Origin of the sequence: Pseudopedobacter saltans DSM 12145 (assembly GCF_000190735.1) — a bacterium.
In the GTDB taxonomy this organism is placed as follows: domain Bacteria; phylum Bacteroidota; class Bacteroidia; order Sphingobacteriales; family Sphingobacteriaceae; genus Pseudopedobacter; species Pseudopedobacter saltans.
The window spans coordinates 2,475,223-2,501,717 of record NC_015177.1 but is presented as its reverse complement, the minus strand read 5'-3'; the positions used below and the strand labels follow the sequence as shown (position 1 = coordinate 2,501,717).

At 36.5% G+C, this 26,495-nt stretch carries 40 protein-coding genes; 34 read left to right on the top strand and 6 right to left on the bottom strand.

From position 1 onward, the window contains the following. Positions 1–21 precede the first annotated feature (21 nt). A complete protein-coding gene (fusA, locus tag PEDSA_RS10755) occupies positions 22–2,139 on the top strand; it encodes an elongation factor G (RefSeq protein WP_013633191.1) in 2,118 nt (705 codons plus the stop codon). Between the two features lie 130 nt (positions 2,140–2,269). Further along, on the top strand, positions 2,270–2,575 hold the full coding sequence (gene rpsJ / locus PEDSA_RS10750; RefSeq protein WP_013633190.1) for a 30S ribosomal protein S10: 306 nt from the start codon (positions 2,270–2,272) through the stop codon (positions 2,573–2,575). A 71-nt stretch (positions 2,576–2,646) separates the two neighbouring features. Here the strand turns inward: rpsJ and PEDSA_RS10745 are convergent, their stop codons facing one another. Next, complete coding sequence (locus PEDSA_RS10745; protein ID WP_013633189.1) at positions 2,647–3,114, bottom strand: hypothetical protein; 468 nt, start codon at positions 3,112–3,114, stop codon at positions 2,647–2,649. 164 nt (positions 3,115–3,278) lie between these two features. Between PEDSA_RS10745 and PEDSA_RS10740 the strand changes: the two genes are divergently transcribed. Further along, the gene (locus PEDSA_RS10740) at positions 3,279–4,532 is read left to right on the top strand and encodes a prephenate dehydrogenase (RefSeq protein WP_013633188.1); all 1,254 of its coding nucleotides are present in this window, start codon (positions 3,279–3,281) and stop codon (positions 4,530–4,532) included. A gap of 52 nt (positions 4,533–4,584) precedes the next feature. Here the strand turns inward: PEDSA_RS10740 and PEDSA_RS10735 are convergent, their stop codons facing one another. Further along, positions 4,585–5,187, bottom strand: a complete 603-nt coding sequence (locus PEDSA_RS10735) for a hypothetical protein (RefSeq protein WP_013633187.1) — start codon at positions 5,185–5,187, stop codon at positions 4,585–4,587. A gap of 276 nt (positions 5,188–5,463) precedes the next feature. Here PEDSA_RS10735 and rplC point away from each other — a divergent pair, with 276 nt between their 5' ends. The 29 genes from rplC to rplQ all read left to right on the top strand — a co-directional run bounded on the left by rplC (position 5,464) and on the right by rplQ (position 20,068). After that, the gene (rplC, locus tag PEDSA_RS10730; protein WP_013633186.1) at positions 5,464–6,081 is read left to right on the top strand and encodes a 50S ribosomal protein L3; all 618 of its coding nucleotides are present in this window, start codon (positions 5,464–5,466) and stop codon (positions 6,079–6,081) included. A 1-nt stretch (position 6,082) separates the two neighbouring features. Continuing rightward, positions 6,083–6,712, top strand: coding sequence for a 50S ribosomal protein L4 (gene rplD, locus PEDSA_RS10725; RefSeq protein WP_013633185.1), 630 nt, complete (start codon positions 6,083–6,085; stop codon positions 6,710–6,712). 1 nt (position 6,713) lies between these two features. After that, positions 6,714–7,004: a 50S ribosomal protein L23 gene (rplW, locus tag PEDSA_RS10720; protein WP_013633184.1), complete on the top strand. Its 291-nt coding sequence runs from the start codon at positions 6,714–6,716 to the stop codon at positions 7,002–7,004. A gap of 7 nt (positions 7,005–7,011) precedes the next feature. Continuing rightward, positions 7,012–7,836, top strand: coding sequence for a 50S ribosomal protein L2 (gene rplB, locus PEDSA_RS10715; RefSeq protein WP_013633183.1), 825 nt, complete (start codon positions 7,012–7,014; stop codon positions 7,834–7,836). Further along, positions 7,836–8,102 carry a 30S ribosomal protein S19 gene (rpsS, locus tag PEDSA_RS10710; protein ID WP_013633182.1) on the top strand — a complete coding sequence of 89 codons (267 nt, stop codon included), beginning with the start codon at positions 7,836–7,838 and terminating at the stop codon, positions 8,100–8,102. The genes rplB and rpsS overlap by 1 nt, the downstream gene beginning before the upstream one ends. 7 nt (positions 8,103–8,109) lie before the next feature. Beyond that, complete coding sequence (gene rplV / locus PEDSA_RS10705) at positions 8,110–8,472, top strand: 50S ribosomal protein L22 (RefSeq protein ID WP_013633181.1); 363 nt, start codon at positions 8,110–8,112, stop codon at positions 8,470–8,472. Positions 8,473–8,478: 6 nt separating this feature from the next. Beyond that, positions 8,479–9,252 carry a 30S ribosomal protein S3 gene (gene rpsC, locus PEDSA_RS10700; RefSeq protein WP_013633180.1) on the top strand — a complete coding sequence of 258 codons (774 nt, stop codon included), beginning with the start codon at positions 8,479–8,481 and terminating at the stop codon, positions 9,250–9,252. Between the two features lie 40 nt (positions 9,253–9,292). Beyond that, a complete protein-coding gene (rplP, locus tag PEDSA_RS10695; protein ID WP_013633179.1) occupies positions 9,293–9,715 on the top strand; it encodes a 50S ribosomal protein L16 in 423 nt (140 codons plus the stop codon). 70 nt (positions 9,716–9,785) lie between these two features. Further along, a complete protein-coding gene (rpmC, locus tag PEDSA_RS10690; RefSeq protein ID WP_013633178.1) occupies positions 9,786–9,998 on the top strand; it encodes a 50S ribosomal protein L29 in 213 nt (70 codons plus the stop codon). A gap of 13 nt (positions 9,999–10,011) precedes the next feature. Further along, on the top strand, positions 10,012–10,266 hold the full coding sequence (rpsQ, locus tag PEDSA_RS10685; protein ID WP_013633177.1) for a 30S ribosomal protein S17: 255 nt from the start codon (positions 10,012–10,014) through the stop codon (positions 10,264–10,266). Position 10,267: 1 nt separating this feature from the next. Further along, positions 10,268–10,636 (top strand): 50S ribosomal protein L14, encoded by a 369-nt coding sequence (gene rplN / locus PEDSA_RS10680; protein WP_013633176.1) that lies wholly within the window; start codon positions 10,268–10,270, stop codon positions 10,634–10,636. Position 10,637: 1 nt separating this feature from the next. Further along, positions 10,638–10,976 carry a 50S ribosomal protein L24 gene (gene rplX, locus PEDSA_RS10675; RefSeq protein WP_013633175.1) on the top strand — a complete coding sequence of 113 codons (339 nt, stop codon included), beginning with the start codon at positions 10,638–10,640 and terminating at the stop codon, positions 10,974–10,976. Further along, complete coding sequence (gene rplE / locus PEDSA_RS10670) at positions 10,976–11,533, top strand: 50S ribosomal protein L5 (RefSeq protein WP_013633174.1); 558 nt, start codon at positions 10,976–10,978, stop codon at positions 11,531–11,533. The genes rplX and rplE overlap by 1 nt, the downstream gene beginning before the upstream one ends. Before the next feature lie 2 nt (positions 11,534–11,535). Continuing rightward, entirely contained in the window at positions 11,536–11,805 is a 270-nt protein-coding gene (gene rpsN, locus PEDSA_RS10665; protein WP_013633173.1) for a 30S ribosomal protein S14, read from the top strand. 72 nt (positions 11,806–11,877) lie between these two features. Then, on the top strand, positions 11,878–12,276 hold the full coding sequence (gene rpsH / locus PEDSA_RS10660) for a 30S ribosomal protein S8 (protein ID WP_013633172.1): 399 nt from the start codon (positions 11,878–11,880) through the stop codon (positions 12,274–12,276). 15 nt (positions 12,277–12,291) lie between these two features. Beyond that, positions 12,292–12,849 carry a 50S ribosomal protein L6 gene (gene rplF / locus PEDSA_RS10655; protein WP_013633171.1) on the top strand — a complete coding sequence of 186 codons (558 nt, stop codon included), beginning with the start codon at positions 12,292–12,294 and terminating at the stop codon, positions 12,847–12,849. Between the two features lie 5 nt (positions 12,850–12,854). Next, positions 12,855–13,211, top strand: a complete 357-nt coding sequence (gene rplR, locus PEDSA_RS10650; protein ID WP_013633170.1) for a 50S ribosomal protein L18 — start codon at positions 12,855–12,857, stop codon at positions 13,209–13,211. 12 nt (positions 13,212–13,223) lie between these two features. Further along, positions 13,224–13,742, top strand: a complete 519-nt coding sequence (rpsE, locus tag PEDSA_RS10645; protein WP_013633169.1) for a 30S ribosomal protein S5 — start codon at positions 13,224–13,226, stop codon at positions 13,740–13,742. 4 nt (positions 13,743–13,746) lie between these two features. Further along, on the top strand, positions 13,747–13,926 hold the full coding sequence (gene rpmD / locus PEDSA_RS10640; protein WP_013633168.1) for a 50S ribosomal protein L30: 180 nt from the start codon (positions 13,747–13,749) through the stop codon (positions 13,924–13,926). A gap of 5 nt (positions 13,927–13,931) precedes the next feature. After that, a complete protein-coding gene (gene rplO / locus PEDSA_RS10635; protein WP_013633167.1) occupies positions 13,932–14,378 on the top strand; it encodes a 50S ribosomal protein L15 in 447 nt (148 codons plus the stop codon). 3 nt (positions 14,379–14,381) lie between these two features. Continuing rightward, positions 14,382–15,713, top strand: a complete 1,332-nt coding sequence (gene secY / locus PEDSA_RS10630) for a preprotein translocase subunit SecY (RefSeq protein WP_013633166.1) — start codon at positions 14,382–14,384, stop codon at positions 15,711–15,713. Positions 15,714–15,717: 4 nt separating this feature from the next. After that, entirely contained in the window at positions 15,718–16,500 is a 783-nt protein-coding gene (map, locus tag PEDSA_RS10625) for a type I methionyl aminopeptidase (protein ID WP_013633165.1), read from the top strand. A 71-nt stretch (positions 16,501–16,571) separates the two neighbouring features. Beyond that, complete coding sequence (gene infA, locus PEDSA_RS10620) at positions 16,572–16,790, top strand: translation initiation factor IF-1 (RefSeq protein WP_013633164.1); 219 nt, start codon at positions 16,572–16,574, stop codon at positions 16,788–16,790. Positions 16,791–16,794: 4 nt separating this feature from the next. Continuing rightward, positions 16,795–16,911 (top strand): 50S ribosomal protein L36, encoded by a 117-nt coding sequence (rpmJ, locus tag PEDSA_RS19880; protein ID WP_008506259.1) that lies wholly within the window; start codon positions 16,795–16,797, stop codon positions 16,909–16,911. A 30-nt stretch (positions 16,912–16,941) separates the two neighbouring features. After that, entirely contained in the window at positions 16,942–17,319 is a 378-nt protein-coding gene (gene rpsM / locus PEDSA_RS10615; protein ID WP_013633163.1) for a 30S ribosomal protein S13, read from the top strand. A 16-nt stretch (positions 17,320–17,335) separates the two neighbouring features. Further along, positions 17,336–17,725, top strand: coding sequence for a 30S ribosomal protein S11 (rpsK, locus tag PEDSA_RS10610; RefSeq protein ID WP_013633162.1), 390 nt, complete (start codon positions 17,336–17,338; stop codon positions 17,723–17,725). Between the two features lie 60 nt (positions 17,726–17,785). Next, positions 17,786–18,394, top strand: coding sequence for a 30S ribosomal protein S4 (gene rpsD, locus PEDSA_RS10605; protein WP_013633161.1), 609 nt, complete (start codon positions 17,786–17,788; stop codon positions 18,392–18,394). Positions 18,395–18,472: 78 nt separating this feature from the next. Further along, positions 18,473–19,465: a DNA-directed RNA polymerase subunit alpha gene (locus PEDSA_RS10600; RefSeq protein WP_013633160.1), complete on the top strand. Its 993-nt coding sequence runs from the start codon at positions 18,473–18,475 to the stop codon at positions 19,463–19,465. 72 nt (positions 19,466–19,537) lie between these two features. Next, positions 19,538–20,068 carry a 50S ribosomal protein L17 gene (gene rplQ, locus PEDSA_RS10595; RefSeq protein WP_013633159.1) on the top strand — a complete coding sequence of 177 codons (531 nt, stop codon included), beginning with the start codon at positions 19,538–19,540 and terminating at the stop codon, positions 20,066–20,068. Between the two features lie 38 nt (positions 20,069–20,106). Here rplQ and PEDSA_RS10590 read toward each other — a convergent pair whose 3' ends face one another. Together PEDSA_RS10590 and PEDSA_RS10585 are read right to left on the bottom strand one after the other, a co-directional pair. Continuing rightward, positions 20,107–21,006, bottom strand: a complete 900-nt coding sequence (locus PEDSA_RS10590) for a 1-aminocyclopropane-1-carboxylate deaminase/D-cysteine desulfhydrase (RefSeq protein ID WP_013633158.1) — start codon at positions 21,004–21,006, stop codon at positions 20,107–20,109. A gap of 70 nt (positions 21,007–21,076) precedes the next feature. Then, on the bottom strand, positions 21,077–22,099 hold the full coding sequence (locus PEDSA_RS10585) for a DUF6588 family protein (protein ID WP_013633157.1): 1,023 nt from the start codon (positions 22,097–22,099) through the stop codon (positions 21,077–21,079). Positions 22,100–22,280: 181 nt separating this feature from the next. Here PEDSA_RS10585 and PEDSA_RS10580 point away from each other — a divergent pair, with 181 nt between their 5' ends. Both PEDSA_RS10580 and PEDSA_RS10575 read left to right on the top strand, forming a co-directional pair. Next, entirely contained in the window at positions 22,281–23,309 is a 1,029-nt protein-coding gene (locus PEDSA_RS10580; protein WP_013633156.1) for an RluA family pseudouridine synthase, read from the top strand. A gap of 14 nt (positions 23,310–23,323) precedes the next feature. Continuing rightward, the gene (locus PEDSA_RS10575; RefSeq protein ID WP_013633155.1) at positions 23,324–24,172 is read left to right on the top strand and encodes an aminotransferase class IV; all 849 of its coding nucleotides are present in this window, start codon (positions 23,324–23,326) and stop codon (positions 24,170–24,172) included. Between the two features lie 132 nt (positions 24,173–24,304). Here the strand turns inward: PEDSA_RS10575 and fmt are convergent, their stop codons facing one another. Both fmt and PEDSA_RS10565 read right to left on the bottom strand, forming a co-directional pair. Then, on the bottom strand, positions 24,305–25,219 hold the full coding sequence (gene fmt / locus PEDSA_RS10570; protein WP_041537042.1) for a methionyl-tRNA formyltransferase: 915 nt from the start codon (positions 25,217–25,219) through the stop codon (positions 24,305–24,307). A 52-nt stretch (positions 25,220–25,271) separates the two neighbouring features. Continuing rightward, positions 25,272–26,495 carry an exo-beta-N-acetylmuramidase NamZ family protein gene (locus tag PEDSA_RS10565; RefSeq protein ID WP_013633153.1) on the bottom strand — a complete coding sequence of 408 codons (1,224 nt, stop codon included), beginning with the start codon at positions 26,493–26,495 and terminating at the stop codon, positions 25,272–25,274.

Below are 26,495 nucleotides of genomic sequence, written 5' to 3'. Positions count from 1 at the left end.
CAGAGATATAAAAATCAAATAATGGCAAAAGATTTAAAATTAGTTAGAAATATCGGTATCGCTGCCCACATTGATGCCGGTAAAACTACAACAACAGAGCGTATTTTATTTTACTCTGGTGTTAACCATAAATTAGGAGAAACTCACGAAGGTTCTGCTACTACTGACTGGATGGCGCAAGAGCAAGAGCGTGGTATCACGATCACTTCTGCAGCTGTAACAGTATTCTGGAACTACCGTAATAAAAAATATCAGGTTAACGTAATCGATACTCCTGGACACGTTGACTTTACCGTAGAGGTAAACCGTTCTTTACGTGTACTAGACGGATTAGTTTTCTTGTTTTCAGCTGTTGACGGTGTTGAGCCTCAATCTGAGACTAACTGGCGTTTAGCAGATGGTTACAAAGTTCCTCGTATTGGTTTCGTGAACAAAATGGACCGTTCAGGTGCTGACTTCTTAAAAGTAGTTAAGCAGGTTAAAGACATGCTTGGTTCAAATGCAGTAGCATTACAATTGCCAATTGGAGCTGAGGACGGCTTTGAGGGAGTAGTTGACTTAATCAACAATCGTGGTATGGTTTGGAACGAGGCTGATAAAGGTATGACTTTTACAGAAGTTCCTATCCCTGCTGATATGTTGGATGAAGTTGCTGAATACCGCGAAAAATTATTAGAAGCTGTTGCTTCTTATGATGAGTCGTTAATGGAGAAATTCTTCGAAGATCCTAACTCTTTAACAGAGCGTGAAATTTTGGATGCTTTACGTAAAGCTGTTTTAGATAATGCAATCGTTCCTATGGTTTGTGGTTCATCTTTCAAAAACAAAGGTGTACAAACTATGCTTGACTTAGTAATGGAATTATTGCCTTCGCCTCTTGATATTGAAGCGGTAAAAGGTACTAATCCTAATACAGGTGAAGAAATTATACGTAAACCGTCTGAGTCTGAACCATTCGCTGCTTTAGGTTTCAAAATTGCAACTGACCCATTCGTAGGTCGTTTATGTTTCGTACGTGCATACTCAGGTGTATTAGAGGCTGGTTCATATGTATTGAACACTCGTTCAGGTAATAAAGAGCGTATCTCTCGTATCTTCCAAATGCATGCTAACAAGCAAAACCCAATCGAGAGAATTGGAGCAGGTGATATTGGTGCAGTAGTAGGTTTTAAAGATATCAAAACAGGAGATACATTATGTGATGAAAAACACCCTATTGTGTTAGAATCTATGGTATTCCCTGAGCCAGTTATTGGTTTAGCTATCGAGCCTAAAACACAAGCTGACGTTGATAAATTAGGTATTGGTCTTTCTAAATTAGCAGAAGAGGATCCTACTTTCGTTGTTAAAACGGATGCAGATACTGGTCAAACTGTTATATCAGGTATGGGTGAGCTTCACTTAGATATCTTAATTGATCGTTTAAGACGTGAGTTCAAAGTTGAAGTTAACCAGGGAGCTCCTCAAGTTGCTTATAAAGAGTCGATTCACGGAACTACAGAACACCGCGAAGTGTATAAAAAACAATCAGGTGGTCGTGGTAAATTTGCGGATATTAAAGTTGTTATTTCTCCTGCAGATGAGGATTGGGATGTTGTTAAATCACCTCTTCAATTTGTTAACGAAATCGTGGGTGGTGCTATTCCAAGAGAATATATTCCTTCTGTTCAAAAAGGTTTTGAGACTTCAATGTCTAATGGTGTATTAGCTGGTTACCCATTGTCAGGTATGAAAGTTCGTTTGATCGATGGATCATTCCACGCAGTCGATTCAGATTCTCTATCTTTCGAATTGGCAGCTAGAATGGCTTACCGTGAGGCTTTACCTAAATGTTCTCCAGTTTTAATGGAGCCAATCATGAAGGTTGAAGTATTAACTCCAGAAGAGAACATGGGTGATGTTATGGGCGACTTAAACCGTCGTCGTGGTCAAATGCAAGGTCTTGACTCTAGAAATGGGTCTCAGGTAATTAAAGCATTAGTCCCACTTTCTGAGATGTTCGGTTATGTAACTCAGTTGCGTACGATTACTTCAGGTAGAGCAACTTCTACTATGGAGTTTGATCACTACGAAGCTGCACCGAAAAACATCCAGGAAGAGGTTGTAGCTAAAGTAAAAGGCGCTAAAGCAAACGCATAATAAAAGTCTAAAGTTTTGAGTAGAGAGTTTAAAGTAGCTTTGCACTTTTAACTTTCTACTTTAAACTTAATAAGTAAATCCGGTTTGCGTTACAAATAGCTCTAACGTAAATCATTAATTAAATAATAAAATGAGCCAAAGAATCAGAATTAAATTAAAATCTTACGATTACAATTTAGTGGATAAATCTGCTGAGAAAATCGTAAAAACAGTTAAACCTACAGGTGCAGTAGTTAGCGGACCTATTCCTCTTCCAACAGAGAAAAAAATCTATACTGTATTACGTTCACCTCACGTTAACAAAAAAGCAAGAGAGCAGTTCCAATTATGTTCTTACAAAAGATTATTAGATATCTACAGTGCTTCTGCGAAAACTGTTGATGCCTTAATGAAATTGGAATTACCTTCAGGTGTTGAAGTGGAGATCAAAGTGTGATTTTGCTTTAATATACACAAAGAAAAAGGGCTTCGAATTTTCGAAGCCCTTTTTCTTTGTGAGTTAATTTGTTAAAAAGTAAATCTTAAACCTAAACCAACATCACCACCCCAAAAGCCAGTATTGGGAGTTAATTCCAATGCAGGTACCCAGTCAAGAGAAATGTTGATAGGTGCGCCATTAAATTTGTAGTCTAAACCTAACACGCCGTTAGCTGCTAAATAGAAGTCTCCATCATAGCCTTTTACTTTGTAAGATCCTATAGATGCACCACCTCCATAGTACCAGTTTAAGCCCGGAGCTCCATTGATTGGATTGTATTTTTCATATAGCCCAGTAATTCTAAACCAGTTTGCATGATCGTGACTTCTAAAGTTACCAACTAGTTCTAGCATAGCACCTTTATTTAAACCTGTTTTAAAACTCACACCGTTAGCAGATCCAAAGCGACCACCAATCGCATTTTTGTAATCCTGTGCTGAAGCTTGTGACAAAGACAAAGCAAATAATGCAGCAAATAATAGAAAAAATCTTTTCATGTGTTATTAAATTTTATACCAACCCCATCTAAACATAAACTATGCCATTTATATAATGCTTTTGATATTTTTTGTTTTTTAGTTTTTATGTTTTGATAATCAGTTATTTATTTTTCTAATGAGAAATTATCTATCTGATTTTGTTTTTCTTATTTTTACCGTTAATGAATATTGGTATAATAGGTTTAGGAGATATGGGTAAGCTTTATGCTAAAAAGTTTGCCCAAGAGGGGTTTGATGTTTTAGGTTGCGATCTTCCCGAGCGAGAAGAGGAGTTAAATAGAGAACTTTCCCCTTACGGGGTTAAAGTGCTTTCGGACGGTAGAGAAGTTTCTAAACAGTCGGATTTTATCTTTTATGCGGTGGAAGCGGAAAAAGTAGGAGAGGTGGTTGCTTCTTGTGCTTTATATACTAACCATCATGCGATAGTAACGGGAATGACATCTGTGAAGACACCAGAGGTAGAGGCTTTTGAACGTTATTTACCTAAGGAAACTTCGCTAATCCTTACGCATTCTCTCCATGGTCCCGGATTTGGAACCGAAGGTCAAAGACTTATTGTTGCTCCTCATAGAATTAGTAAAGAAAGATATCAAGAGGCTTTGGCGGTATTGAAAGTACTGGGATCTATTATTATTGAATTGGAGGATTACCATCAGCATGACAGAATGATGGCAGATACTCAGGCGTTAACCCATATGGGTTTTGAAAGTATGGGGACAGCGTGGAAAAATGCCGGGTATTACCCATGGACAAACGGCGTGTATACCAGTGGTATTGATAATGTAAAGATATTGACCATGTTGAGGATATATGGATATAAAGCCCATGTCTATGCGGGCTTGGCTATATTGAATCCATATGCGCAGGAACAAATTAGCGCTTATGCAAAATCTGAGTCTGAGTTATTCAAAATGATGATTCAAGAAGATGAGGTTAATTTTAGAAAGAGGATTTATGAAGCCCGGGATTTTGTTTTTCACGGACAAAAGAACTTGATCTTGTTTGATTATGAAATTATGAAAGAGTTTGGAATAGGAGATGCAAATGATCATAGAAAGCCAAATTCTCATTTAAGCCTGCTCGCTATGGTAGATGCCTGGCACTCGTTAAAAATTAATCCCTATGATAACTTGGTCGGACAAACTCCTCCCTTTAGGTTAAGATTGGGAATTGTTGAGTATTTATTTAAGAATGATGAATTATTAGAGGATACGATACTGGCAGCTTTGTATGATAAAAGTATTAGGGGAGATGATCTGGAGTTTCATACAGCGGTGAGAGAATGGGCTGCAATTATAAAATATAAAGATATGGAAGGGTATAAAACCCATTTTAATGAAACAAAGGAGTTTTTTTCAGAATTGCTGGATCATGGAAGAATACAAAGTGCCGAGTTGATAAAGAAACTTAGCTAATTTATTGCCCGCTTTAAGCATATATAAAATGTGTTTAAAACGGGCATTGTTTTTATAATATATTATGTTCTGCCAGTTTATTTCGTTCGTCCTGTAAGGCTCGGGCTAGTTTTTTTTCGTTTTCATGTGATCGGGTTTTAAATAGCCTGTATTCTTCAGATAATTCTTCGTAAAGATTTCTTTTTTCAGAGGCTACTTTGTTTGCATAATTTGTTTTTAAGTAAAGAAATGTACAAGCTACGATCAATAATGCGATTACTATACAGATTAAAATATTATAATTTGCTTTTTGAAGAGGAATAAAACCCAGGAGTGAAATTTCATTATTAGAATTAATCGCTTGCTGTAATTCTTCATTTTTCCTGGATAAATCTTGTTTGAGTTTGTTGATCGCGTTATCTCTTTCTCTAATCAGGCTGGAGCTATTTTTAGTCAGTTTTTCTTTTGCTTTTATTGAGTCACTTGTACTTCTCCATAATTTTTCGAACGCTGCCCTTTTAATGACTTTATACTCCTGGTAGTTATTGGAGCTTTCAAATAAGGATTTAAATTGTTCATCTAAAGAAGGGGAAACCGGAGTTGCAGCTTTACTATTAATTGAAAAAAGGAAAGCAAAATAGATAAAAACACTAGTAATCTTTTTAGATATATTCATAATGAGCAGAATGTTTTGATTACTATTAAAAACATCGTTTCGAGATTTATATTGTAAACGGTAAGAAAAAAATCAAATATCTTCTCATAAGCTGCGATTTAATGTCCGGTTTTTCTTTGTTTGGCCGGAACAAAATATGTGGATAAATAAATAAAAATAAATAGCTAAGTATTTGATTATTAATAATCGTTTCTTATCTTTGCCGTCCCTTTTGGGATAAGTGTGTCCACCTTGAGCGAAGCCCTACTGCTTCGATGGGTGATTAAATTTTAAAAAATGTCAGGAATTATTGGAAAAAAAGTAGGAATGACCAGTATTTTCGATGCAGAAGGAAAGAATATTCCTTGTACTGTGATCGAGGCTGGGCCTTGTGTAGTTACACAAGTTAAAACCGTCGAGACAGATGGCTATGCTGCTGTTCAATTAGCGTACGACGAGAAAAAAGAGAAAAACACGACTGCTGCGTTAAAAGGTCACTTCGCGAAAGCGGGTACTGCACCTAAACGTAAAATGGTTGAGTTCAAGTACTTCGAAGTTGAGAAGACTTTAGGTGAAGTAGTTGATGTGACTCTTTTTGAAGAAGGTGACTATGTAGATGTAGTTGGTACTTCTAAAGGTAAAGGTTTTCAAGGTGTTGTGAAACGCCATGGTTTTGGTGGTGTGGGTATGCAAACTCACGGTCAGCACAACCGTATGAGAGCTCCGGGTTCATTAGGTGCTTCTTCATTCCCTTCAAGAGTATTTAAAGGAATGAGAATGGCTGGAAGAACTGGTGGTTCCAGAGTGAAAATCCAAAATCTTCAAATCGTTAAAGTTTTTGCAGAGCAAAACTTATTGGTTGTTAGCGGTTCTATTCCGGGAGCGAAAGGTTCGTACGTATTAATTGAGAAGTAAGATGGAAGTTAAAGTATTAAACATCTCAGGTAAAGAAACAGGTGCCAAGGTGCAACTTCCTGAGGGAATCTTTGGTATTGAGCCTAACGATCACGCTATTTATTTAGATGTAAAACAGTATTTGGCTAACCAACGTCAAGGTACTCACAAATCTAAACAGCGTAACGAAATTGCTGGTTCAACCAGAAAATTGTACAAACAAAAAGGTACAGGTGGTGCAAGAGCTGGATCTATTAAATCTCCATTGTTTAATGGTGGTGGTAGAATCTTTGGTCCTCAACCACGTGATTACAGCTTTAAGCTGAACAAAAAATTAAAAGAACTTGCTCGTAAATCGGCTTTATCTTACAAAGCACAAGGTAACAGTATTTTAGTATTAGAGGATTTCAATTTCGAAACTCCAAAGACTAAAAACTTCTTAAACTTGTTAAGCGCTTTAAATTCTTCTAACGAGAAAACATTAGTTGTTTTAGCCGAAGGAAATGAAAATGTATACTTAGCAAGCAGAAATTTACCTAAAGCAAAAGTTGTAGTTGCTTCTGATTTAAATACATACGATGTATTGGATGCAGCGAAATTAGTATTAACAACAGGTTCTGTTAAAACATTAGAGGAGGCATTAGCAAAGTAATATGGAAATTTTAAAAAAACCAGTGCTTACAGAAAAAGCCGCTCTGTTAACTGACAAATTAAACCGTTACACTTTCCAGTGTGATTATAGAGCTAACAAAATCCAGATCAAAGCTGCTGTTGAAGCGATGTATGGTGTTACTGTTGAGGACGTAAATACACAGGTTATCGTTGGAAAAAATAAAACGAGATCAACAAAAACTGGAATTGTACAAGGTAGATCAGCAAAATATAAAAAAGCTATCATTACCTTAAAAGCAGGCGAAACTATTGACTTTTATAGCAATATTTAATTGAATTATGGGCTTAAGAAAATTTAAACCAGTAACTCCGGGTACCCGTTTCAGAATTGGAAATGATTTCACTGAAATCACGACCAAAACTCCTGAAAAATCTCTTGTAGTAAAAGGAAAGAGATCAGGTGGCCGTAACAGTGCTGGTAAAATGACTATGCGTTATATCGGTGGGGGACACAAGCAATTGTACCGATTAATTGACTTCAAACGCGACAAGAAAGATATCCCCGCAACAGTAGCTACAGTAGAATACGATCCAAATCGTACTGCCCGTATCGCTTTATTACATTATGCAGATGGTGAGAAAAGATATATCATCGCTCCAGAAGGTATTAAAGTAGGACAAAAAGTAGTTTCTGGTGATACAGCAACACCTGAGATAGGAAATGCTTTAACACTTGCAAAAATCCCTCTAGGTTCTATTATTCATAACATTGAATTAAAACCAGGTAGAGGTGGTCAGATTGCAAGAAGTGCCGGATCTTATGCACAATTAGCAGCGAGAGATGGTAAATATGCAACCATAAAATTACCTTCAGGAGAGACCCGTTTAATCTTGGTTACTTGTATAGCAACAATCGGAACAGTATCTAACTCTGAACACGCTAACGAAGTATTAGGTAAAGCAGGTAGAAAACGTTGGTTAGGCCGCCGTCCAAGAGTGAGAGGTGTAGCGATGAACCCTGTTGATCACCCTATGGGAGGTGGTGAAGGTAGATCATCTGGTGGTCACCCACGCTCTAGAAATGGCGTTTTAGCTAAAGGTTTCAAAACCCGTGATAAAAAGAAATACTCAGATCGTTTCATCGTTGAAAGGAGGAAGAAATAATGTCTCGTTCGATTAAAAAAGGACCTTATATTGATCATAACTTAGATAGAAAAGTTACTGCCATGAACGATTCTGGCAAAAGAACTGTAATCAAAACATGGTCAAGAAGATCAATGATTTCTCCGGATTTCGTAGGTCATACATTTGCAGTACACAACGGAAATAAATTTATTCCGGTTTATGTAACCGAGAATATGGTTGGTCACAAATTAGGCGAATTCGCTCCAACCAGAACATTTAGAGGTCACTCTGATAAGAAAAGATAATTAAGAAATGGAAGCAATAGCAAAATTAAATAATTGCCCTACTTCGCCTCGTAAAATGAGACTAGTTGTTGATCTAATCAGAGGTGAACGCGTTGAGAAGGCTTTATATATTTTAAAATACACCAATAAGGAAGCTGCTGGTAAAGTTGAGAAACTTTTATTGTCAGCAATAAAAAATTGGGAAGTAAAAAACGAGGGTCAAAGCACTGAAGACGCTCAGTTGTATGTGAAATACATCTCTGTAGATGGTGGACGTCAATTGAAACGTTTAAGACCAGCTCCTCAAGGTCGCGGGTACAGAATTCGTAAGCGTTCTAACCACGTAACTTTAGTAGTAGATAGCAAAATTGTTGAACCTCAAACTAACTAATCAGAAATGGGACAAAAAGCTAATCCAATAGGAAATAGGTTAGGTATCATCAGAGGATGGGATTCTAACTGGTATGGAGGTAATAACTACTCTGACAAATTAGTTGAGGACGAGAAAATCCGTAAATATCTTTCTGTACGTGTTGCAAAAGGTGGAGTTTCTAAAGTTGTTATCGAAAGAACATTAAAACGTATTACAGTAACAATTCATACTGCTCGTCCAGGAATCGTTATCGGTAAAGGCGGATCGGAAGTTGATAAGATCAAAGAAGAGTTAAAGAAATTGACTAAGAAAGATGTTCAAATCAATATTTTCGAGATTAAACGTCCTGAACTGGATGCGAAATTGGTTGCTGACGGCGTAGCGAAACAATTAGAGGCTCGTATCTCTTTCAGAAGAGCTATGAAAACTTCAATTGCTTCAACCATGAGAATGGGTGCTGAAGGTATCAAGATTATGTGCTCTGGCCGTTTAGGCGGTGCAGAGATGGCTCGTTCTGAACAATACAAAGAAGGTAGAATTCCATTACATACATTCAGAGCAGATATCGATTATGCTTTAGGTGAAGCATTAACTACTTACGGTAAAATTGGTATCAAAGTATGGATTTGTAAAGGAGAAGTTTACGGTAAGAGAGATTTATCTCCAAATATCGGAGCTAATACTGGAAAAGGTGGAAAATCTGAAGGTTCTTCAAACTTCGGCGGAAGAGGCGAAAGAGGAGACAGAAAAGGCGGTAACCGTGGCGGTAACCACCGTGGAGGTAAAGGAAAAAGATAATTCAGTAAACACTATCGTTTAACGATTAAAGAAAAAAGTAATGTTACAGCCAAAAAGAACGAAGTTCAGAAAAATGCAGAAGGGCAGAATGAAAGGCCTTGCCACTCGTGGCGCTGAGCTTGCATTCGGTTCATTCGGAATAAAATCAATGGAAGAGTGTTGGATTACCAGCCGCCAGATTGAAGCTGCCCGTATTGCGGTAACACGTTTTATGAAACGTGAGGGTCAGGTTTGGATCCGTATCTTCCCAGACAAGCCGGTTACTAAAAAGCCAGCTGAGGTACGTATGGGTAAAGGTAAGGGTGCTCCTGAGTACTGGGTAGCAGTAGTTAGACCAGGCAGAATCCTTTTCGAAGCAGAAGGTGTGCCTTACGAAATAGCTAAAGAAGCTATGCGTTTAGCTGCTCAAAAATTACCTGTACAAACTAAGTTTGTTGTACGTAGAGATTACGTAGAAGCATAAAATCGGTTTTTAGTTTCATAGCTAGCCGTTACCTAGCTATGATTAACTTTAACTAACAACTATTAATAAAATGAAATACGCAGAAATATCAGCGCTGACTAACGAGGAAATCGTTGCCAAGATTCAGGAAGGCAAAGCTACTCTAACGAAGTTGAAATTTGCTCATGCAGTTTCTTCTGTAGAGAACCCTTCTAGAATCAACAAGGCTAGAAAAGAAATAGCCCGCTTGAACACAGAATTATCTAAGCGTAAGGCTGAGGCAGCTTCTGAAAGTAACTCATAATTTTAGAGTCGACATGGAAAGAAATTTAAGAAAAACAAGAATTGGGTTAGTGGTTAGCAACAAAATGGAGAAATCTATCGTAGTTGCAGTTGAAAGAAAGGTGAAGCACCCGATTTATGGTAAGTTCGTAAAAACGACAACCAAATTTATGGCTCATGACGAGAAAAATGATTGCGGTATTGGTGATACTGTTTTGATCATGGAGACACGTCCTCTGAGTAAGAACAAAAACTGGAGATTAGTTGAAATTTTAGAAAGGGCTAAGTAAGATGGTACAACAGGAATCACGATTAAACGTAGCTGACAACTCTGGAGCTAAAGAAGTTTTAGTTATCCGTGTGTTAGGTGGTACCCGCAAGAGATACGCTTCAATTGGTGATAAGATCGTAGTAAGTGTAAAATCTGCACTTCCTTCAGGAAACATCAAAAAAGGTACTGTATCTAAAGCTGTGGTAGTTAGAACGAAGAAAGAAATCAGAAGAAAAGACGGTTCTTATATTCGTTTTGACGACAACGCGGCAGTATTGTTAAACAACCAAAACGAGCCGAGAGGTACTCGTATCTTTGGTCCAGTTGCAAGAGAGTTGCGTGAAAAACAATTCATGAAAATTGTATCATTAGCACCGGAGGTATTGTAAAATGGAAAAGAAGAAAACAACACCTAAATTAAAGATCCGCAAAGGCGATTTAGTAAAGGTTATCGCTGGAGACTCTAAAGGACAGCAAGGGAAAATAGTTGAGGTTTTGGTTAAAGAGAACAGAGCTATTGTTGAAGGTATCAACATGGTTTCTAAACATACTAAACCAAGTGCTTCTAACCCTAACGGTGGTATTATAAAAAAAGAAGCCCCAATTCATATTTCTAACTTAATGTTGGTAGATCCTAAATCAGGTAAACCGACAAGAGTTGGCAGAGTGAAAAACTCTGAAGGCAAGTTAGTTAGAGTAGCAAAAAAATCTGGGGAGGAGATTAAGTAATGGCTTATACACCAAGATTAAAAAGTAAATATAAAGAGGAAATCGTATCAGCGCTTAAGGATAAATTCCAATACAAAAGCGTTATGCAGGTTCCTAAGTTAGAGAAAATAGCTATCAACCAAGGTGTTGGAGCTGGAGTAACTGATAAAAAAGTTGTCGAGTTTGCTATTTCTGAATTAACTACAATTACCGGTCAGCAAGCGGTTGCTGCTAAGTCTAAGAAAGATATTTCGAACTTTAAATTACGTAAAGGGATGCCTGTAGGTGTTCGTGTAACTTTACGTGATAACCAAATGTACGAATTCTTAGATCGTTTAGTAGCTGTTGCTTTACCTCGTATCCGTGACTTTAAAGGTATTAACGATAAAGGTTTCGATGGAAAAGGTAACTATACATTAGGTGTATCTGAGCAAATCATTTTTCCTGAGATCAACATTGACAAAATCAATAAGATTCAAGGTATGGATATCACTTTTGTAACTAGTGCAAAAACTGATGTTGAAGCGTTAGAGTTACTAAAACAGTTCGGTTTACCATTTAAAAATCAAAATAAATAACAATGGCTAAAGAAGGATTAAAAGCCCGCGAAATTAAGCGTCAAAAATTAGTAGCTAAATTTGCTGCTAAACGCGAGGCTCTAAAAGCAGCTGGTGATTACGAAGCGCTTGACAAATTGCCTAAAAATGCATCTCCAGTTCGTTTGCACAACCGTTGTAAATTAACAGGGCGTCCAAGAGGTTATATGCGTCAATTCGGTATTTCGCGTGTTACTTTTCGTGAAATGGCCTTAGCAGGTAAGATACCAGGAGTTAAAAAAGCTAGCTGGTAATAAAATAAAAAAACTAAAAGATTTTTTTGTACTTTTGCAGTCCAAAAAAATCTTTTTATTTAATATAATAAAATGTATACAGATCCAATAGCAGATTATCTTACAAGAGTAAGGAATGCCATTAAGGCCAACCATAGGGTTGTTGAAATTCCTGCATCAAACATCAAAAAGGAAATTACAAAAGTACTTTTTGAAAAAGGTTACATCACGAACTATAAGTTTGAGGAAACGAATTCTCAAGGTACAATTAAAGTAGCTTTGAAATATCATCCGATAACTAAAGTTCCTGCTATTCGCACAATCACAAGAGCGAGTAAACCAGGTTTGAGAAAGTATGCAGGAGTAGGTACTATGCCACGAGTATTAAACGGTTTAGGTATTGCAATTTTGTCCACTTCTAAGGGAGTAATGACTGATAAGGAAGCCAAACAGTTAAATGTAGGCGGTGAAGTTTTATGTTATGTTTATTAATAGGAGGAGATAGATATGTCAAGAATAGGAAAAGCCCCAATTTCAATCCCTTCTGGTGTTACTGTAGCGGTATCTAAAGATAACGTTGTAACAGTAAAAGGCCCTAAAGGTGAATTGTCGCAAAAAATTGATTCTGATATTATCGTTGAACAAGAAGAGGGAACTCTTTTAGTTAAACGTCCTTCAGACCAAAAAAGACATAAAGCTTTACATGGTTTATACAGAGCTTTACTTAATAACATGGTTTTAGGTGTTACAGAAGGTTTTAAAATCACTCAGGAGTTAGTGGGTGTTGGTTATAGAGCTTCTAATACAGGTAATATCCTAGATCTAGTTTTAGGTTTCTCTCACCACGTAGTATTTGCTTTGCCAGATGAGGTTAAAGTTACGACTACTTCGGAGAAAGGTAAAAACCCAACAATCACATTAGAATCGATAGATAAGCAATTGCTAGGTCAGGTTGCGGCTAAGATTCGTTCATTGAGAGCTCCTGAGCCGTATAAAGGTAAAGGTATCAAGTTTGTTGGTGAAACATTAAGAAGAAAAGCAGGTAAATCAGCAGCTAAAAAATAATTGTAATGGCAGGAAAAGTTAGATTATCTCGTAGAGATAGAATAAAAAAAGGTATCAGAAGAAGAGTTTCTGGTTCTTCAGAGCGCCCTCGTTTAACTGTTTTCAGAAGTAACAAGGGAATTTATGCTCAGGTAATTGATGATAATGCTGGAAAAACTTTAGTTGCTGCTTCATCATCGGAAAAAGATTTCAGTGCAACGGGCAATAAAGTAGATCAATCTAAAGAGGTTGGTAAAAAAGTTGCTGAGAAGGCAATTGCTGCTGGAATTACGAAAGTAGTGTTTGATAGAAACGGTTACTTATATCATGGCCGTATCAAATCATTGGCAGATGGTGCCCGTGAAGCAGGTTTAATCTTTTAATTTCAGAAGCAGATGTCAACTATCAATATAAAAAGAGTAAAAGCAAACGAGATTGAGTTAAAAGATCGTTTGGTAAGCATCCAACGTGTTGCTAAAGTTACTAAAGGTGGACGTACTTTCAGTTTTTCAGCTATCGTAGTTGTAGGTGATGAGAACGGTGTGGTAGGTTACGGTTTAGGAAAAGCAAAAGAGGTTACTGAAGCTATTGCAAAAGGTATAGATGATGCTAAAAAGAACTTGGTTAGAGTTCCGGTAATCAACGGTACAGTACCTCATGCACAAGAAGGTAAATTTTCTGGAGGTTATGTATTAGTTAAACCTGCAGCGAATGGTACTGGAGTTATTGCAGGTGGTGCAATGAGGGCAGTTTTGGAGTCAGCTGGTATTCATAACGTATTAGCTAAGTCTAAGGGTTCTTCTAATCCGCACAACGTGGTTAAAGCTACGGTAGCTGCTCTGGCTCAAATGAGAGATGCTCGTACAGTAGCGCATCACAGAGGTGTTTCATTAGATAAAGTTTTTAACGGATAATACGATGGCTAAGATCAAAATAACTCAAATTAAGAGCGTGATCGATAGAAGTGAGCGCCAAAAAAGAACTATCCAGGCTTTAGGGTTAAAAAAAGTTAATCAGAGCGTGGAAGTTGAAGCTACTCCGGCAATCATCGGAATGGTTAAAGCAGTGAATCATTTGGTAGCAATTGAAAAAATTTAATTACCATGAATTTAAGTAACTTAAAACCTGCAGAAGGTTCAATAAAAAATAGAAAGAGAATAGGTCGTGGAACGGGATCTGGTCGCGGTGGTACTTCTACACGTGGTCATAAAGGAGCTGGTTCTAGATCAGGTTATTCTTCAAAGGTAGGTTTTGAAGGAGGTCAGATGCCTTTACAACGTCGTGTTCCTAAAGTTGGCTTTAAAAACGCTAACCGAGTAGAATACGTAGGTGTGAATCTAGATATTCTTCAAGCACTTGTTGAGAAATTTAATTTATCAGCAGTAGATTTTGAAACGCTAAAAGCTCACGGTTTGGTATCTAAAAATGATATCGTGAAAATTTTGGGAAGAGGCGAATTAAAAGCTAAATTAGAAGTTAAAGCACATGCATTTACAGCAACTGCACAAAAAGCTATTGAAGCTGCAGGTGGTTCTGTTGTTAAACTATAATTAATGAAGAAGCTGTTCACAACTTTATCCAATATTTGGAAAATTGAGGAATTAAGAGTGCGTATTTTATACACGCTCTTAATTCTTTTAGTTTATAGAATCGGGTCTTTTATAGTATTACCCGGTGTAGATCCAAGATCTCTTGAAGGACAAGCAAAAGAAGGATTGTTAGGTCTATTAAACATGTTTGCTGGAGGGTCGTTCTCTAGAGCGTCAATCTTCGCATTAGGTGTTATGCCCTACATTTCTGCGTCTATTGTTATCCAATTACTAGGAATAGCAGTTCCTTATTTCCAGAAGTTGCAGAAGGAAGGTGAAAGCGGAAGAAAAAAAATCACTCAGATTACACGTTATTTAACAATCGCAATTACAGCTTTACAAGCTATTGGTTATGTTAAATCTCAAATTGGTCCGGAAGCTAGATTAATATCAGATCCATTGTTCAGCATTTCTGCTATGGCGATATTAACTGCCGGAACTATGTTTGTAATGTGGATGGGTGAGAAGATTACTGATAAAGGTATCGGTAACGGTATTTCCTTACTAATTATGGTAGGAATTATTGCTCAATTACCATACGGAATTTCAGCAGAATTTATTAGCAGAAATACAGGACAAGGAGGTTTAATAGCATTCTTTATTGAGTTTGTTGCCCTTTTTGCAGTGATAATGTTTACTGTACTTATTATTCAGGGTACACGTAAAATTCCTGTACAATATGCTAAGAAGATTGTTGGAAATAAACAATATGGTGGTGTTAGACAGTATATTCCTTTAAAGCTTAATGCAGCAGGGGTTATGCCTATCATTTTTGCCCAAGCAATTATGTTCATACCGTCAACAATTGGACAGTTTTTTCCAAGTGCGCAATCTTCTGTTCTGGCTTCTTTTAGTGATTATACATCAGTTGCATATAATTTAACATTTGCTATATTGATTATATTGTTTACGTTCTTTTATACCGCTATCACAATCAATCCAACTCAAATGTCGGATGATATGAAAAAGAACGGTGGTTTTATTCCAGGTGTTAAACCAGGTAAAAGCACATCAGATTATATAGACAGTGTTATTTCGAAGATAACTTTGCCCGGTTCTATTTTCCTGGCATTAATAGCGATTTTACCTTCATTAGCGATTATTTTGGGAGTTAACTCTCAATTTGCACATTTCTTTGGTGGTACTTCTCTGTTAATTTTAGTTGCTGTTGTTTTAGATACATTACAACAGATAGAAAGTTATTTGCTGATGCGTCACTATGATGGCTTAATGAAAACTGGCAGAATTAAAGGACGTAGCGATGTGAGTGTTGCTTCAGCAGGCTCAGCTATTTAATATCATGTCAAAAGTAATTTTTAAAACTGACGAAGAAATAGAATTGATAAGGGAAAGTTCCCAGTTAGTTTCTAAGACTTTGGCAGAAGTAGCAAAAGTTATTGCTCCTGGTATCACTACTCTTAAGCTGAATAATTTAGCAGAAGAGTTTATTAGAGATAACGGAGCAATACCTGCTTTTTTAAATTACAACGGTTTTCCTTATTCATTATGTATATCACTGAATGATCAGGTAGTTCATGGTTTTCCTAGTAATTACGAACTGAAAGAAGGTGATATTGTGTCTGTAGACTGTGGGGTTATTAAAAATAATTTTTTTGGAGATTCTGCATATACATTTGCTGTTGGTGACATTTCTTCTGAAGCCAGGGAATTATTAGATGTTACAAAGGAGTGTTTGAATAGGGGGATAGAGAAGGCTTTGTCCGGAAGCAGGATAGGAGACATAGGCTTTGCTGTTCAGGATTATGCAGAGAGAAATGGTTTTGGTGTAGTAAGAGAATTGGTAGGGCATGGTGTTGGACATAACTTACACGAAAAGCCGGAGGTTCCTAACTACGGACGCCGAGGTTCGGGAATGAAACTTCAGGAAGGAATGGTGATAGCAATAGAGCCAATGATTAATGGGGGGAAAGCGGGAGTAAAGTTTTGGAATGACGGATGGACAGTTTCTACTACAGATGGAAAGCTTTCGGCTCACTTCGAACATACCGTAGCAATTAAGAAAGGAAAGGCTGATATCTTGTCAACTTTTGATTACATAGAAGAAGTTTTGAATAAAGTTTAATTTTATAAAAAAAATTATTTAATTTTGCGTCCCGCTTTACGCGGTGGAAATTAAGTAATAAAAGGAAAAATATGGCTAAACAGTCCTCTATAGAGCAAGACGGAGTAATAAAAGAAGCATTATCTAATGCAATGTTTCGTGTTGAATTAGAGAATGGCCACGAGATCATAGCACATATTTCTGGTAAAATGAGGATGCACTACATCAAAATATTACCAGGAGACCGAGTGAAATTGGAGATGTCACCATATGATCTTACAAAGGGCAGAATAACTTATAGATATAAATAAGAAAATGAAAGTTAGAGCATCAATCAAAAAGCGCAGCGCTGATTGTAAAATAATCCGTAGAAAAGGAAAATTATACGTGATTAACAAAAAGAATCCGAAATACAAACAGCGTCAAGGTTAATCGTAATTTTAAACTATCAACAAATAATAAATGGCAAGGATAGCAGGTATAGATTTACCAAAAAACAAAAGAGGAGAGATCGGCCTTACTTATATTTACGGAATTGGAAGAAAGACAGCTCAAAATATTTTGACTCAAGCTGGTATCAGTTTCGATAAGAAAGTTCAAGAATGGACCGATGAAGAATTAACAGCCATCCGTAACATTATTTCTGAGTCAATCAAAGTTGAAGGTCAACTAAGATCGGAAGTTCAATTAAACATTAAGCGTTTAATGGATATTGGATGTTACAGAGGATTACGTCACAGAAAAGGATTACCATTACGTGGTCAGAGAACTAAAAACAATTCTCGTACTCGTAAAGGAAAGAGGAAAACTGTTGCGAATAAGAAAAAGGCTACTAAATAATATTTGATAGTAAGAAATGGCTAAGTCAAAAAAAGTTACCAAAAAGCGTATAGTAGTGATTGAACCGGTAGGTCAAGCACATATCAACGCTACCTTTAACAACATTATCATTACCTTAACCAACAACCAAGGTCAAACAATTTCTTGGTCTTCTGCAGGTAAACAAGGTTTTAAAGGTTCTAAGAAAAATACTCCATATGCTGCTTCTCAAGCTGCAAGTGATTGCGGTAAAGTTGCATATGATTTAGGATTACGTAAAGTTGAAGTTTTTGTAAAAGGTCCAGGTTCAGGTCGTGAGTCTGCTATCCGTACATTACAAAATGCAGGTATAGAAGTGACAACTATTAAAGATATCACTCCACTACCTCACAACGGTTGTCGTCCTCCAAAAAGAAGAAGAGTTTAATAATTTTAAAGATAAGATTCTCTCGATATAGTCGAGAAGATACTTTAAGTAGAAAAAGAAATGGCAAGATATACAGGCCCAAAATCGAAAATTGCTCGTAAATTCAGAGAACCAATTTTCGGACCAGATAAAGCATTAGAAAGAAAAAATTACCCTCCAGGACAACACGGTCCTTCTAAAAGAAGAGGTAAACAATCTGAATATTCTATTCAGTTAACAGAAAAGCAAAAAGTAAAATACACTTACGGTGTATTGGAGAAACAGTTCTCTAACTTGTTTAAAAAAGCATCTGCAAAAGGTGGTATTGCTGGTACTAACTTATTGCAATTATTAGAAGCTCGTTTAGATAATGTTGTTTACCGTTTAGGTATTGCTACAACAAGATCTGCAGCTCGTCAATTGGTTTCTCACAGGCACATTTTGGTAAACGGTGAATTGGTAAATATTCCATCTTTCTCTGTTAGACCTGGTGATGTTATAGAAGTTCGTGAGAAATCTAAATCTTTAGAAGCGATCACAAATTCTGTAGCTGGACGTACTATTAATAAGTACTCTTGGTTGGAGTGGGACTCGAAAAATTTGACAGGTAAATTTATTCAATTTCCTGACAGAGAGAGCATCCCTGAAAACATTAAAGAGAACTTAATCGTCGAGTTATACTCTAAATAATGATACTCCCCTTTGCCAACTTTTAAAGTTGGCATTGGTTGTTTATCTAAAAATTAACGATAAAATACAAGGCAATAAATGGCAATTTTAGCATTTCAGAAACCTGATAAAGTTATTATGCAGAAGTCTACAGACTTCGACGGTACGTTTGAATTTCGTCCGTTGGAGCCTGGATTTGGTGTTACTATAGGTAACGCTTTAAGAAGAATTTTGTTATCGTCTTTAGAAGGTTACGCAATTACCTCAGTAAGATTCTCAGGTGTTTCTCACGAGTTCTCTACAATTAAAGGTGTAGCTGAAGACGTTGTTGATATCATCTTGAATCTTAAGCAAGTTCGTTTCAAAAAGACAGGAGAGTCTGGTGATTCAGAAAAAATATTTGTTATCATCAATGGACAGGAGAGTTTTAAAGCTGGTGATATCACTAAGTTTTCTAACAATTTTGAGGTTTTAAACCCTGACTTTGTTGTTTGTAACATGGAAAGTTCTGTTACTTTGGAAATAGAACTTACTATTAACAAAGGTAGAGGTTATGTAGCAGCAGAAGAAAACAAAAATGCTGATGCAGCAGTAGGCGTTATTGCTATCGACTCTATTTATACGCCAATCAAGAACGTTAAGTACACTATTGAGAACTATCGTGTTGAACAAAAAACCGATTACGAGAAGTTGTTACTTGATATTTCTACAGATGGCTCTATCCATCCAGAAGATGCTTTGAAGGAAGCAGCTAAGATTCTTATACAACACTTCATGTTATTCTCAGATGAGAATTTGATTTTGGAATCTCAAGCTAAAGAAGAGACTAAGGAAGTTGATGAAGAAGTGTTACACATGCGTAAAATTCTTAAAACTGAATTAGTTGATTTAGATCTTTCTGTAAGAGCGTTAAACTGTTTGAAAGCAGCTGATATCCGTTCTTTGGCCGATTTAGTTTCTTATGATGTTGCTGATATGTTAAAATTCAGAAACTTCGGTAAGAAGTCTTTAACAGAAATCCAGGAACTGGTTAAATCAAAAGGTTTATCATTTGGAATGAACCTGTCTAAATATAAATTAGACGAAGAATAAAATGTAAATAACGCATAATTCCCGGTTCGCCATAGGGGCTAGAGCTGACGGTATGCGTAAATAAATAAAGTAATGAGACACGGAAACAAGGTTAATCATTTAGGACGTACAGATAGCCACAGAAAAGCAATGTTGGCTAACATGGCTTCGTCTTTAATTCTTCACAAGCGTATTACTACGACTTTAGCGAAAGCAAAAGCTTTACGTACTTATGTAGAGCCTCTTTTGACTAAATCAAAAAATGATACTACACATTCTCGTCGTGTGGTTTTTTCTAAATTACAGAACAAAGAAGTTATCACTGTCTTATTCCGTGAAGTAGCTGAAAAAATCGCTAACAGACCAGGTGGTTATACTCGTATCATTAAGTTAGGAAATCGTTTAGGAGATAACGCTTCTATGGCGCTTATCGAGTTAGTAGATTTCAATACAGTTTACGGTGTTGAAGCTAAAGCTGAGAAGAAAACTACTCGTAGAAGAGGTTCTTCTAAAGCTAAGAAGGCTGCTCCAGCTGCTGAAGAAGTAGTTGCGGAGGAGAAAGTAGAAGAAGTTACTCCAGAAGTAGCTGAATCTAATGAAGAAGGTACAGAAGAGGCTAAATAATAAAAAAGCTGTTTTTGATTTAAAAGGCTCTTGAATTTTCAAGAGCCTTTTTTATTAAATTTGTCTAACATTCCGAGTATCCCAAATACTCCTCCTGTATGAATCATTATTATCTTGCTGTTTGGTTTTATTTTACCCTGTTTTACCTGATCTATGATAGCAAATAGCGTTTTTCCTGTATAAATAGGATCGGTAAGCATGCCAGTATGCTTACTAACGTATTGAATAAACTCTATGAGTTTCGGCTTGGTTTTCGCGTAACCGCCGAAATGGTAATCGTGAAGTATATTATATCGATACGGTTTGTCCAGAAGTAAATTGATATCTTCGGAAATTGATTCATATCCTTTCAGAACGCAGACTATATTAATCTCAGTTTCTAAGTTTTTTAGTGCAATTTCATTGATTATTCCTGATGCGGTGGTTCCTGTACCCGCTGCGCAGAAAATATAATTATATGCTCTCTTTAATTCTTTGATAATCTCTCTACATCCCTTTTCCGCCAGTTTTCCGGCACCACCTTCGTCTATAAAGTAAGTGTCGGTCTCTTCTGTGAAAATGTCGTTATAAAGCTTTATTTTGTGCTTATAGGCTTCTCTATTTACAAAGCATAGGCTCATGCCGAATATTTTACAAAGAGAGAGCATGGGGTTATAGATCTCTTCTCCTCTTATAAATCCTGTAGTTTTAAAGCCAAATTTGGCGCCGGCAGCAGCCAGGGCTAAAATATGATTAGAATATGCTCCACCGAAACTTACGAGGTGCTTCTTACCCTGCTTTTCTGCTTCTATCAGGTTATATTTTAATTTACGCCATTTGTTTCCAGAAATAAAAGGATGTATCAAATCATCCCGTTTGATGAATAATCTTACATTATTATCTTTAAGTATAGGAAGGTGTATCTCTTCTTCGGGGCTATGAATTTCAAAATCAAACATTCGCAAATTTATATAAAATAAAAAAGGCTAATCATAAGATCAGCCTAAATACATTGATATGAATTATTGCTTATTTACCTATACCAAAACCGATACCTGCTGTTACAGATTGGTAATCACTGATATTGTATGCTCCGTATAATCTAAAAAAAGCAAGATGTAGCCCAAAACCAAGAGATCCTCTAAATGCAGAAACATCTGTTTGTTTAATTCTTACCGGATCTACTAAATCATTTTCCCCATTAAATTTATAAGTACCTAAGATGCCGATATCCGTTTTTGCGGAATTATAACCAATACTAGCAAAAGGAGTAAATATTGCTAATTTCTTAGATACGATTAAATCGGCGGTAACACCAGAAAACTTGCCTTCAATTCTTTGTTTTAGATCGTTAGTGTCATCATCGCCAATTTGATCTTTTACTGCAACTTTGTGGTCGTAATTAATTTGGTTATACCCTAAAGCTACAGCTAAATCGATAGGGATGATTTTTTCAGTTTTCCAAGGGAGTAACTTTGTTATCTCTTTTTTTACACCAATTCCCCAGGATCCAACTTTTCCAAAGTCATCATTTCCGACTTTTGGGGTGAATCTTGCAGAAATTTCGGTATCGTAAACTAGCCCTACAGTTAATTGTATCTGCGGGCTCGGAACAATGTGAAACCCTGCTCCGGACGGCATTTGAAACTCAATATTTGAATTGTTTTTATCTGTTAAGGTAATACCTCCGTCGTCTTTACCAAAAACTGTGGGAGTTATTGAACTGCTTCCGGAAGCCGGTTTGAATCTGGTTAAACCCAGAGAATTGACGTCAAAAGTCTGATCTGATGTTGGAACGAATGCTCCGCTGGCTTGAATTCTTAAATCGAATTTCCCCAGATTTTTAGCTTTAGCGGAATTAAACCAACCATTGTTCATTCCAGAACCAAGCCCTTTAAAAAAAGGGTTTAGATACGCCTGGGTTATTTTTGTAGCATCTTCTCTTGCTTTAATCAAATCTATAGCATCTCCTTGGGAAAATGCTGATTTGGCAGATAAAAAAATAATGGAACTTAATAAAATACTTTTGGCGAGTGATAATTGTACTCTCATTTTTGTCTAATGTTTGAAGTAAATAGTTTTTATAAGGAAAGGTATAAAATTAACTACAAACATTATGTTTTTTCTTACTTTTTTCATGGCGGATGTTTCTTTTAAATACGCAAGCGGTAGCAAAAGTGATACCAGTTGTAGCTTTTTTTTTTGATAAAATTTAAAAAGGTACTTTTGTGCTATGAATGAATTTCCAGACTATGTAGAAACGGAGGAAAGTGACCTTTACGAGCATTTTAGAGTTGTTGTGGATAAAGGGCAATCGTCAATTAGAATAGACAAATTTTTGATGGTTCGTCTGGAAAATGCTTCAAGAAATAAAATACAGAATGCAATTGAGCAGGGAAATGTACTTGTTAATGGAAAGGCCATTAAACCCAGTTATAAGATTAAGCCCCTAGATGATATTTCTATAGTTCTGCCGCATCCTCCGCGAGATACGGAAGTTTATCCTGAAGATATTCCTATTGATATTATATATGAAGATAATGATGTTGTACTTGTAAATAAAGTAGCGGGAATGGTTGTTCATCCAGGATACGGAAATTGGTCTGGAACTTTGGTGAATGCACTTACTCATCATTTTTCTCAATTACCTCAATTACCTGGAAACGACGGTAGACCAGGTTTGGTTCACAGAATAGATAAAGATACTTCGGGTTTGCTGGTCATATCTAAAAACGAAAAATCAATGGCTTCTTTGGCTAAGCAATTTTTCGATCACTCTATCAAAAGGAAGTATCTTGCTTTAGTTTGGGGGGATTTGCCTGAAGATGGTATAATTAGTGGCTATATTGGACGAAGTATAAAAGATAGAAAAGTGATGGATCTATATGACGATCCCGAAAAAGGGAAATGGTCTGTTACTCATTATAAAGTTGTAAAGCGATTGAATTATGTTACCCTAATTGAATGTCAATTGGAGACTGGCCGTACTCATCAAATAAGGGCGCATATGAAGGCTATAGGGCATCCTTTATTTAATGACACTGCTTATGGAGGAGATAAAATTCGTAAGGGAACAATATTTGCTAAGTACAAACAGTTTATAGATAATTGTTTTGCAGTTATGCCAAGACAGGCACTTCATGCAAAATCGTTGGGATTTATTCATCCTACAACAAAAAAAGAGGTTTATTTTGAAAGTGAGCTTCCTGATGATTTTAGTCAGGTACTCGAGAAATGGGAAAGTTATATAAAGAATCAGTAATTATTAGCGCTTAGATGTCGAAACGATTTATAAATTTTAACGGAGAGATTTTACAGGAAGAGGAGAAAGTATTAAGTTTAGCAAACAGGGGGTTTAAATATGGTGATGGCCTATTTGAAACTATGCGAATGAGCAGAGGAAAACTAAACTTTCCTGAAGAACATGCTGAGCGGCTTCAAAAAGGGATGAAAACCTTGAAGATAGAAGGGTATTCTTATCTGGATGCTTATTTCTTAAAAGAAGTTACCGAGGACTTGGCTAAAAGAAATAAGATTAGTCAGAATGCGAGATTCAGACTTACAGTTTTTAGGGATTCAGATGGGCTTTATACACCGACTGACAATAAAAATGGATATAGTTTAGAAGTTAGTCCTTTAGAATCGGCTTACTATAATATCAACAGTAAGGGGTTAATTATGGATGTTTATGATGACATTCTGAAACCCATTAATAAGCTTTCAAATTTAAAAACTTGTAGTGCTTTGCCATTTGTAATGGCAGGACTTTACAAACAGCAGCATAGACTTGACGATGTTTTTATCTTAAATCAGAACGGATTCCTTTGTGAAGCATTAAGTTCCAATGTATTTCTGGTATATAAAGGCCAAATTTACACACCAGCTTTAAGTGAAGGTTGCGTAGCCGGAGTAATGCGCCAGGTTGTGATTAATTTGGCAGCTGAGCATCAACTGGATATCATAGAAGCTCAAATTAACCCCGAAATTTTAAATGAAGTAGAGGAAGTTTTCGTAACCAATGCGATTAATGGTATACAATGGGTAATGGGATTTAACCGGAAACGCTATTTTAATGAAGTTTCTAAAATGCTCTTGGAAAGGCTGAACTCATTTAATAAGGTATAAAAGGAAATATGCCAAATTAAAAACGTTGCCATTTAAGCTACTTTAGAGTGATTCAGTTCGATTAGGGGAAATATTTCTTTCGGTCATTCCCAAAAGAAATATTTCCCTTAAATCTAAATAAAAGTACCTTGATTATAACTTCGTTCCCCGTAAGAATTCGTCTATTTTCATTCTTTTTTTACCCTCAAGTTGGAGTTCTTTTATAGAGATTAGTCCGTCAGAAGTTGCAAATTTCAGATAGGTTTTGTTATCTGTAATAAATTCTCCCGCTTTTATACCTACACTTTTTTCCTGCTTTTCAGCAGCAAATATTTTTAAGCCTTTTCCATTTAGTGAAGTAAATGCAGTAGGATATGGGCTCATGCCTCTGATTAAATTATAGACCTGTTTGGTGTTTGAATTCCAATCAATCTCGCAATCTTCTTTAAATATTTTCGGGGCATGAACCAAAGTTTCTGCGGCGAATTGATCTTGAGGTTTTTCCACATAGTCTCCGGATTCCACTGCTTTTATAGTTTTCACGAGTAGTTCAGCTCCAACAAACATGAGCTTGTCATGTAGTTCGCCAGCTGTCATATCCTCCTGTATGTCTATTTTTTCTTTAAATAGAATATTTCCTGTATCTATCTCATGCTGCAGAAAAAAAGTAGTAACGCCGGATTCTTTATCTCCATTCAGGATTGCCCAGTTTATAGGTGCCGCACCACGATATTGAGGAAGTAATGAAGCATGCAGGTTTATTGTTCCTTTTGGAGGCATATTCCAGACAATTTCAGGAAGCATACGGAATGCCACAACGATTTGCAGATCAGCTTTCAAGGCCCTTAATTCGCTGATAAAACCTGGATCCTTTAATTTTACCGGTTGTAGTACTTTTAGATTGTGTTCTGTTGCATATTTTTTCACGGCAGATTCAGCTATTTTTTGTCCTCTACCAGAAGGTTTATCAGGTGCAGTGACTACACCAACTATATCGAATCCTGCTTTTATCATAGCATCAAGAGATGCCACAGCAAAATCAGGAGTTCCCATGAATACAATTCTCATTTTATATAAAATATTATAGATATGCGAAAATGAATATTTTAAAACAAACTCGTTAGTTGTACAAAAGATATTTATTTCTGGTCTCTTTGTACTTTTTTAAATCCGATTCCCATGATTTTCTGATTTCTTCTTCAGTTTTGCCATCTATTATTTGCTGCATTAAAATGTCATTTCCAGCGAGTTTATTAAAAAATGGTGTGAAAAATTTTTCTTTTTCAGGAAAGGCTTTGTACAAGTCCAGAATGATTTTTATGTTCAGTTTGTCTTGTTTTCTTGTTTTTTCTATGTCTGTCTCTCTAAAATCTATACCATAGCAAATCTGATTCTCTAAAGGAGGTTGTTTGCTCATTCCCTGAATACTTACAGGAGTGAAATGAAATTGATATTTTCCTTTTAAAAGTGGATGGCCTAAAACCTGAAAAGGGTATGTAGTTCCTCTTCCCTGACTTATGGCAGTGCCTTCAAACATACATAGACTAGGATAGAGATAGATCGAAAGTTCATTAGGAAGGTTTGGAGAAGGTTTTACAGGCAAAGAATATCTCATTCCATGGGCATAATTTGCTAACTTTATAATTTGCAATTCGCATTTTTTTTTATTTTCCAACCAGTTTTCCCCGTTTACCATTTGTGCAAATTCGGCGATTGTTAAACCGTGACCGATAGGGATTTGATGCATTCCGACTCCGGACTTGAATTTCGGATCTAATATAGGACCGTCAATTAACAATCCATTAGGATTCGGCCTATCCAGAATCATCATTGGAATATTATTGTCAGCACAGGCTTGCATCACATAAGCCATTGTAATGGTGTAGGTATAAAATCGTACGCCAACATCTTGAATATCAAAAATCAAAATGTCTATCCCTTTTAAATCTTCTTTAGAAGGAGCGTGTTTTTTGCCATATAAAGAGATTACAGGTAGTCCAGATTTTTTATCTATATAATTCCCTACTTTTTCGCCAGCATCTGCATCGCCCCTGAATCCGTGTTCTGGTCCAAATATTGCTCTTATATCCACGCCTCTCGCTTGTAAAGTGTCAACCAAAGAGATTCCGTTGATTTGAGCAGTTTGATTAACAACAAGCCCAACTTTTTTACCTTTTAAAAGGGGCAGATATTTTTCTGTTTGATCTGCTCCGGTTAATATTTTCTTAGCAGGTTGCTCAACTGGAATTACGCTTTTCTGTTGGTTTTTATTCCTTGTAGTGGAGGATTGGCAGCTGAATGAAATACAGCTGATAATAAGCGAGAGATAAAGTGATTTTTTCAT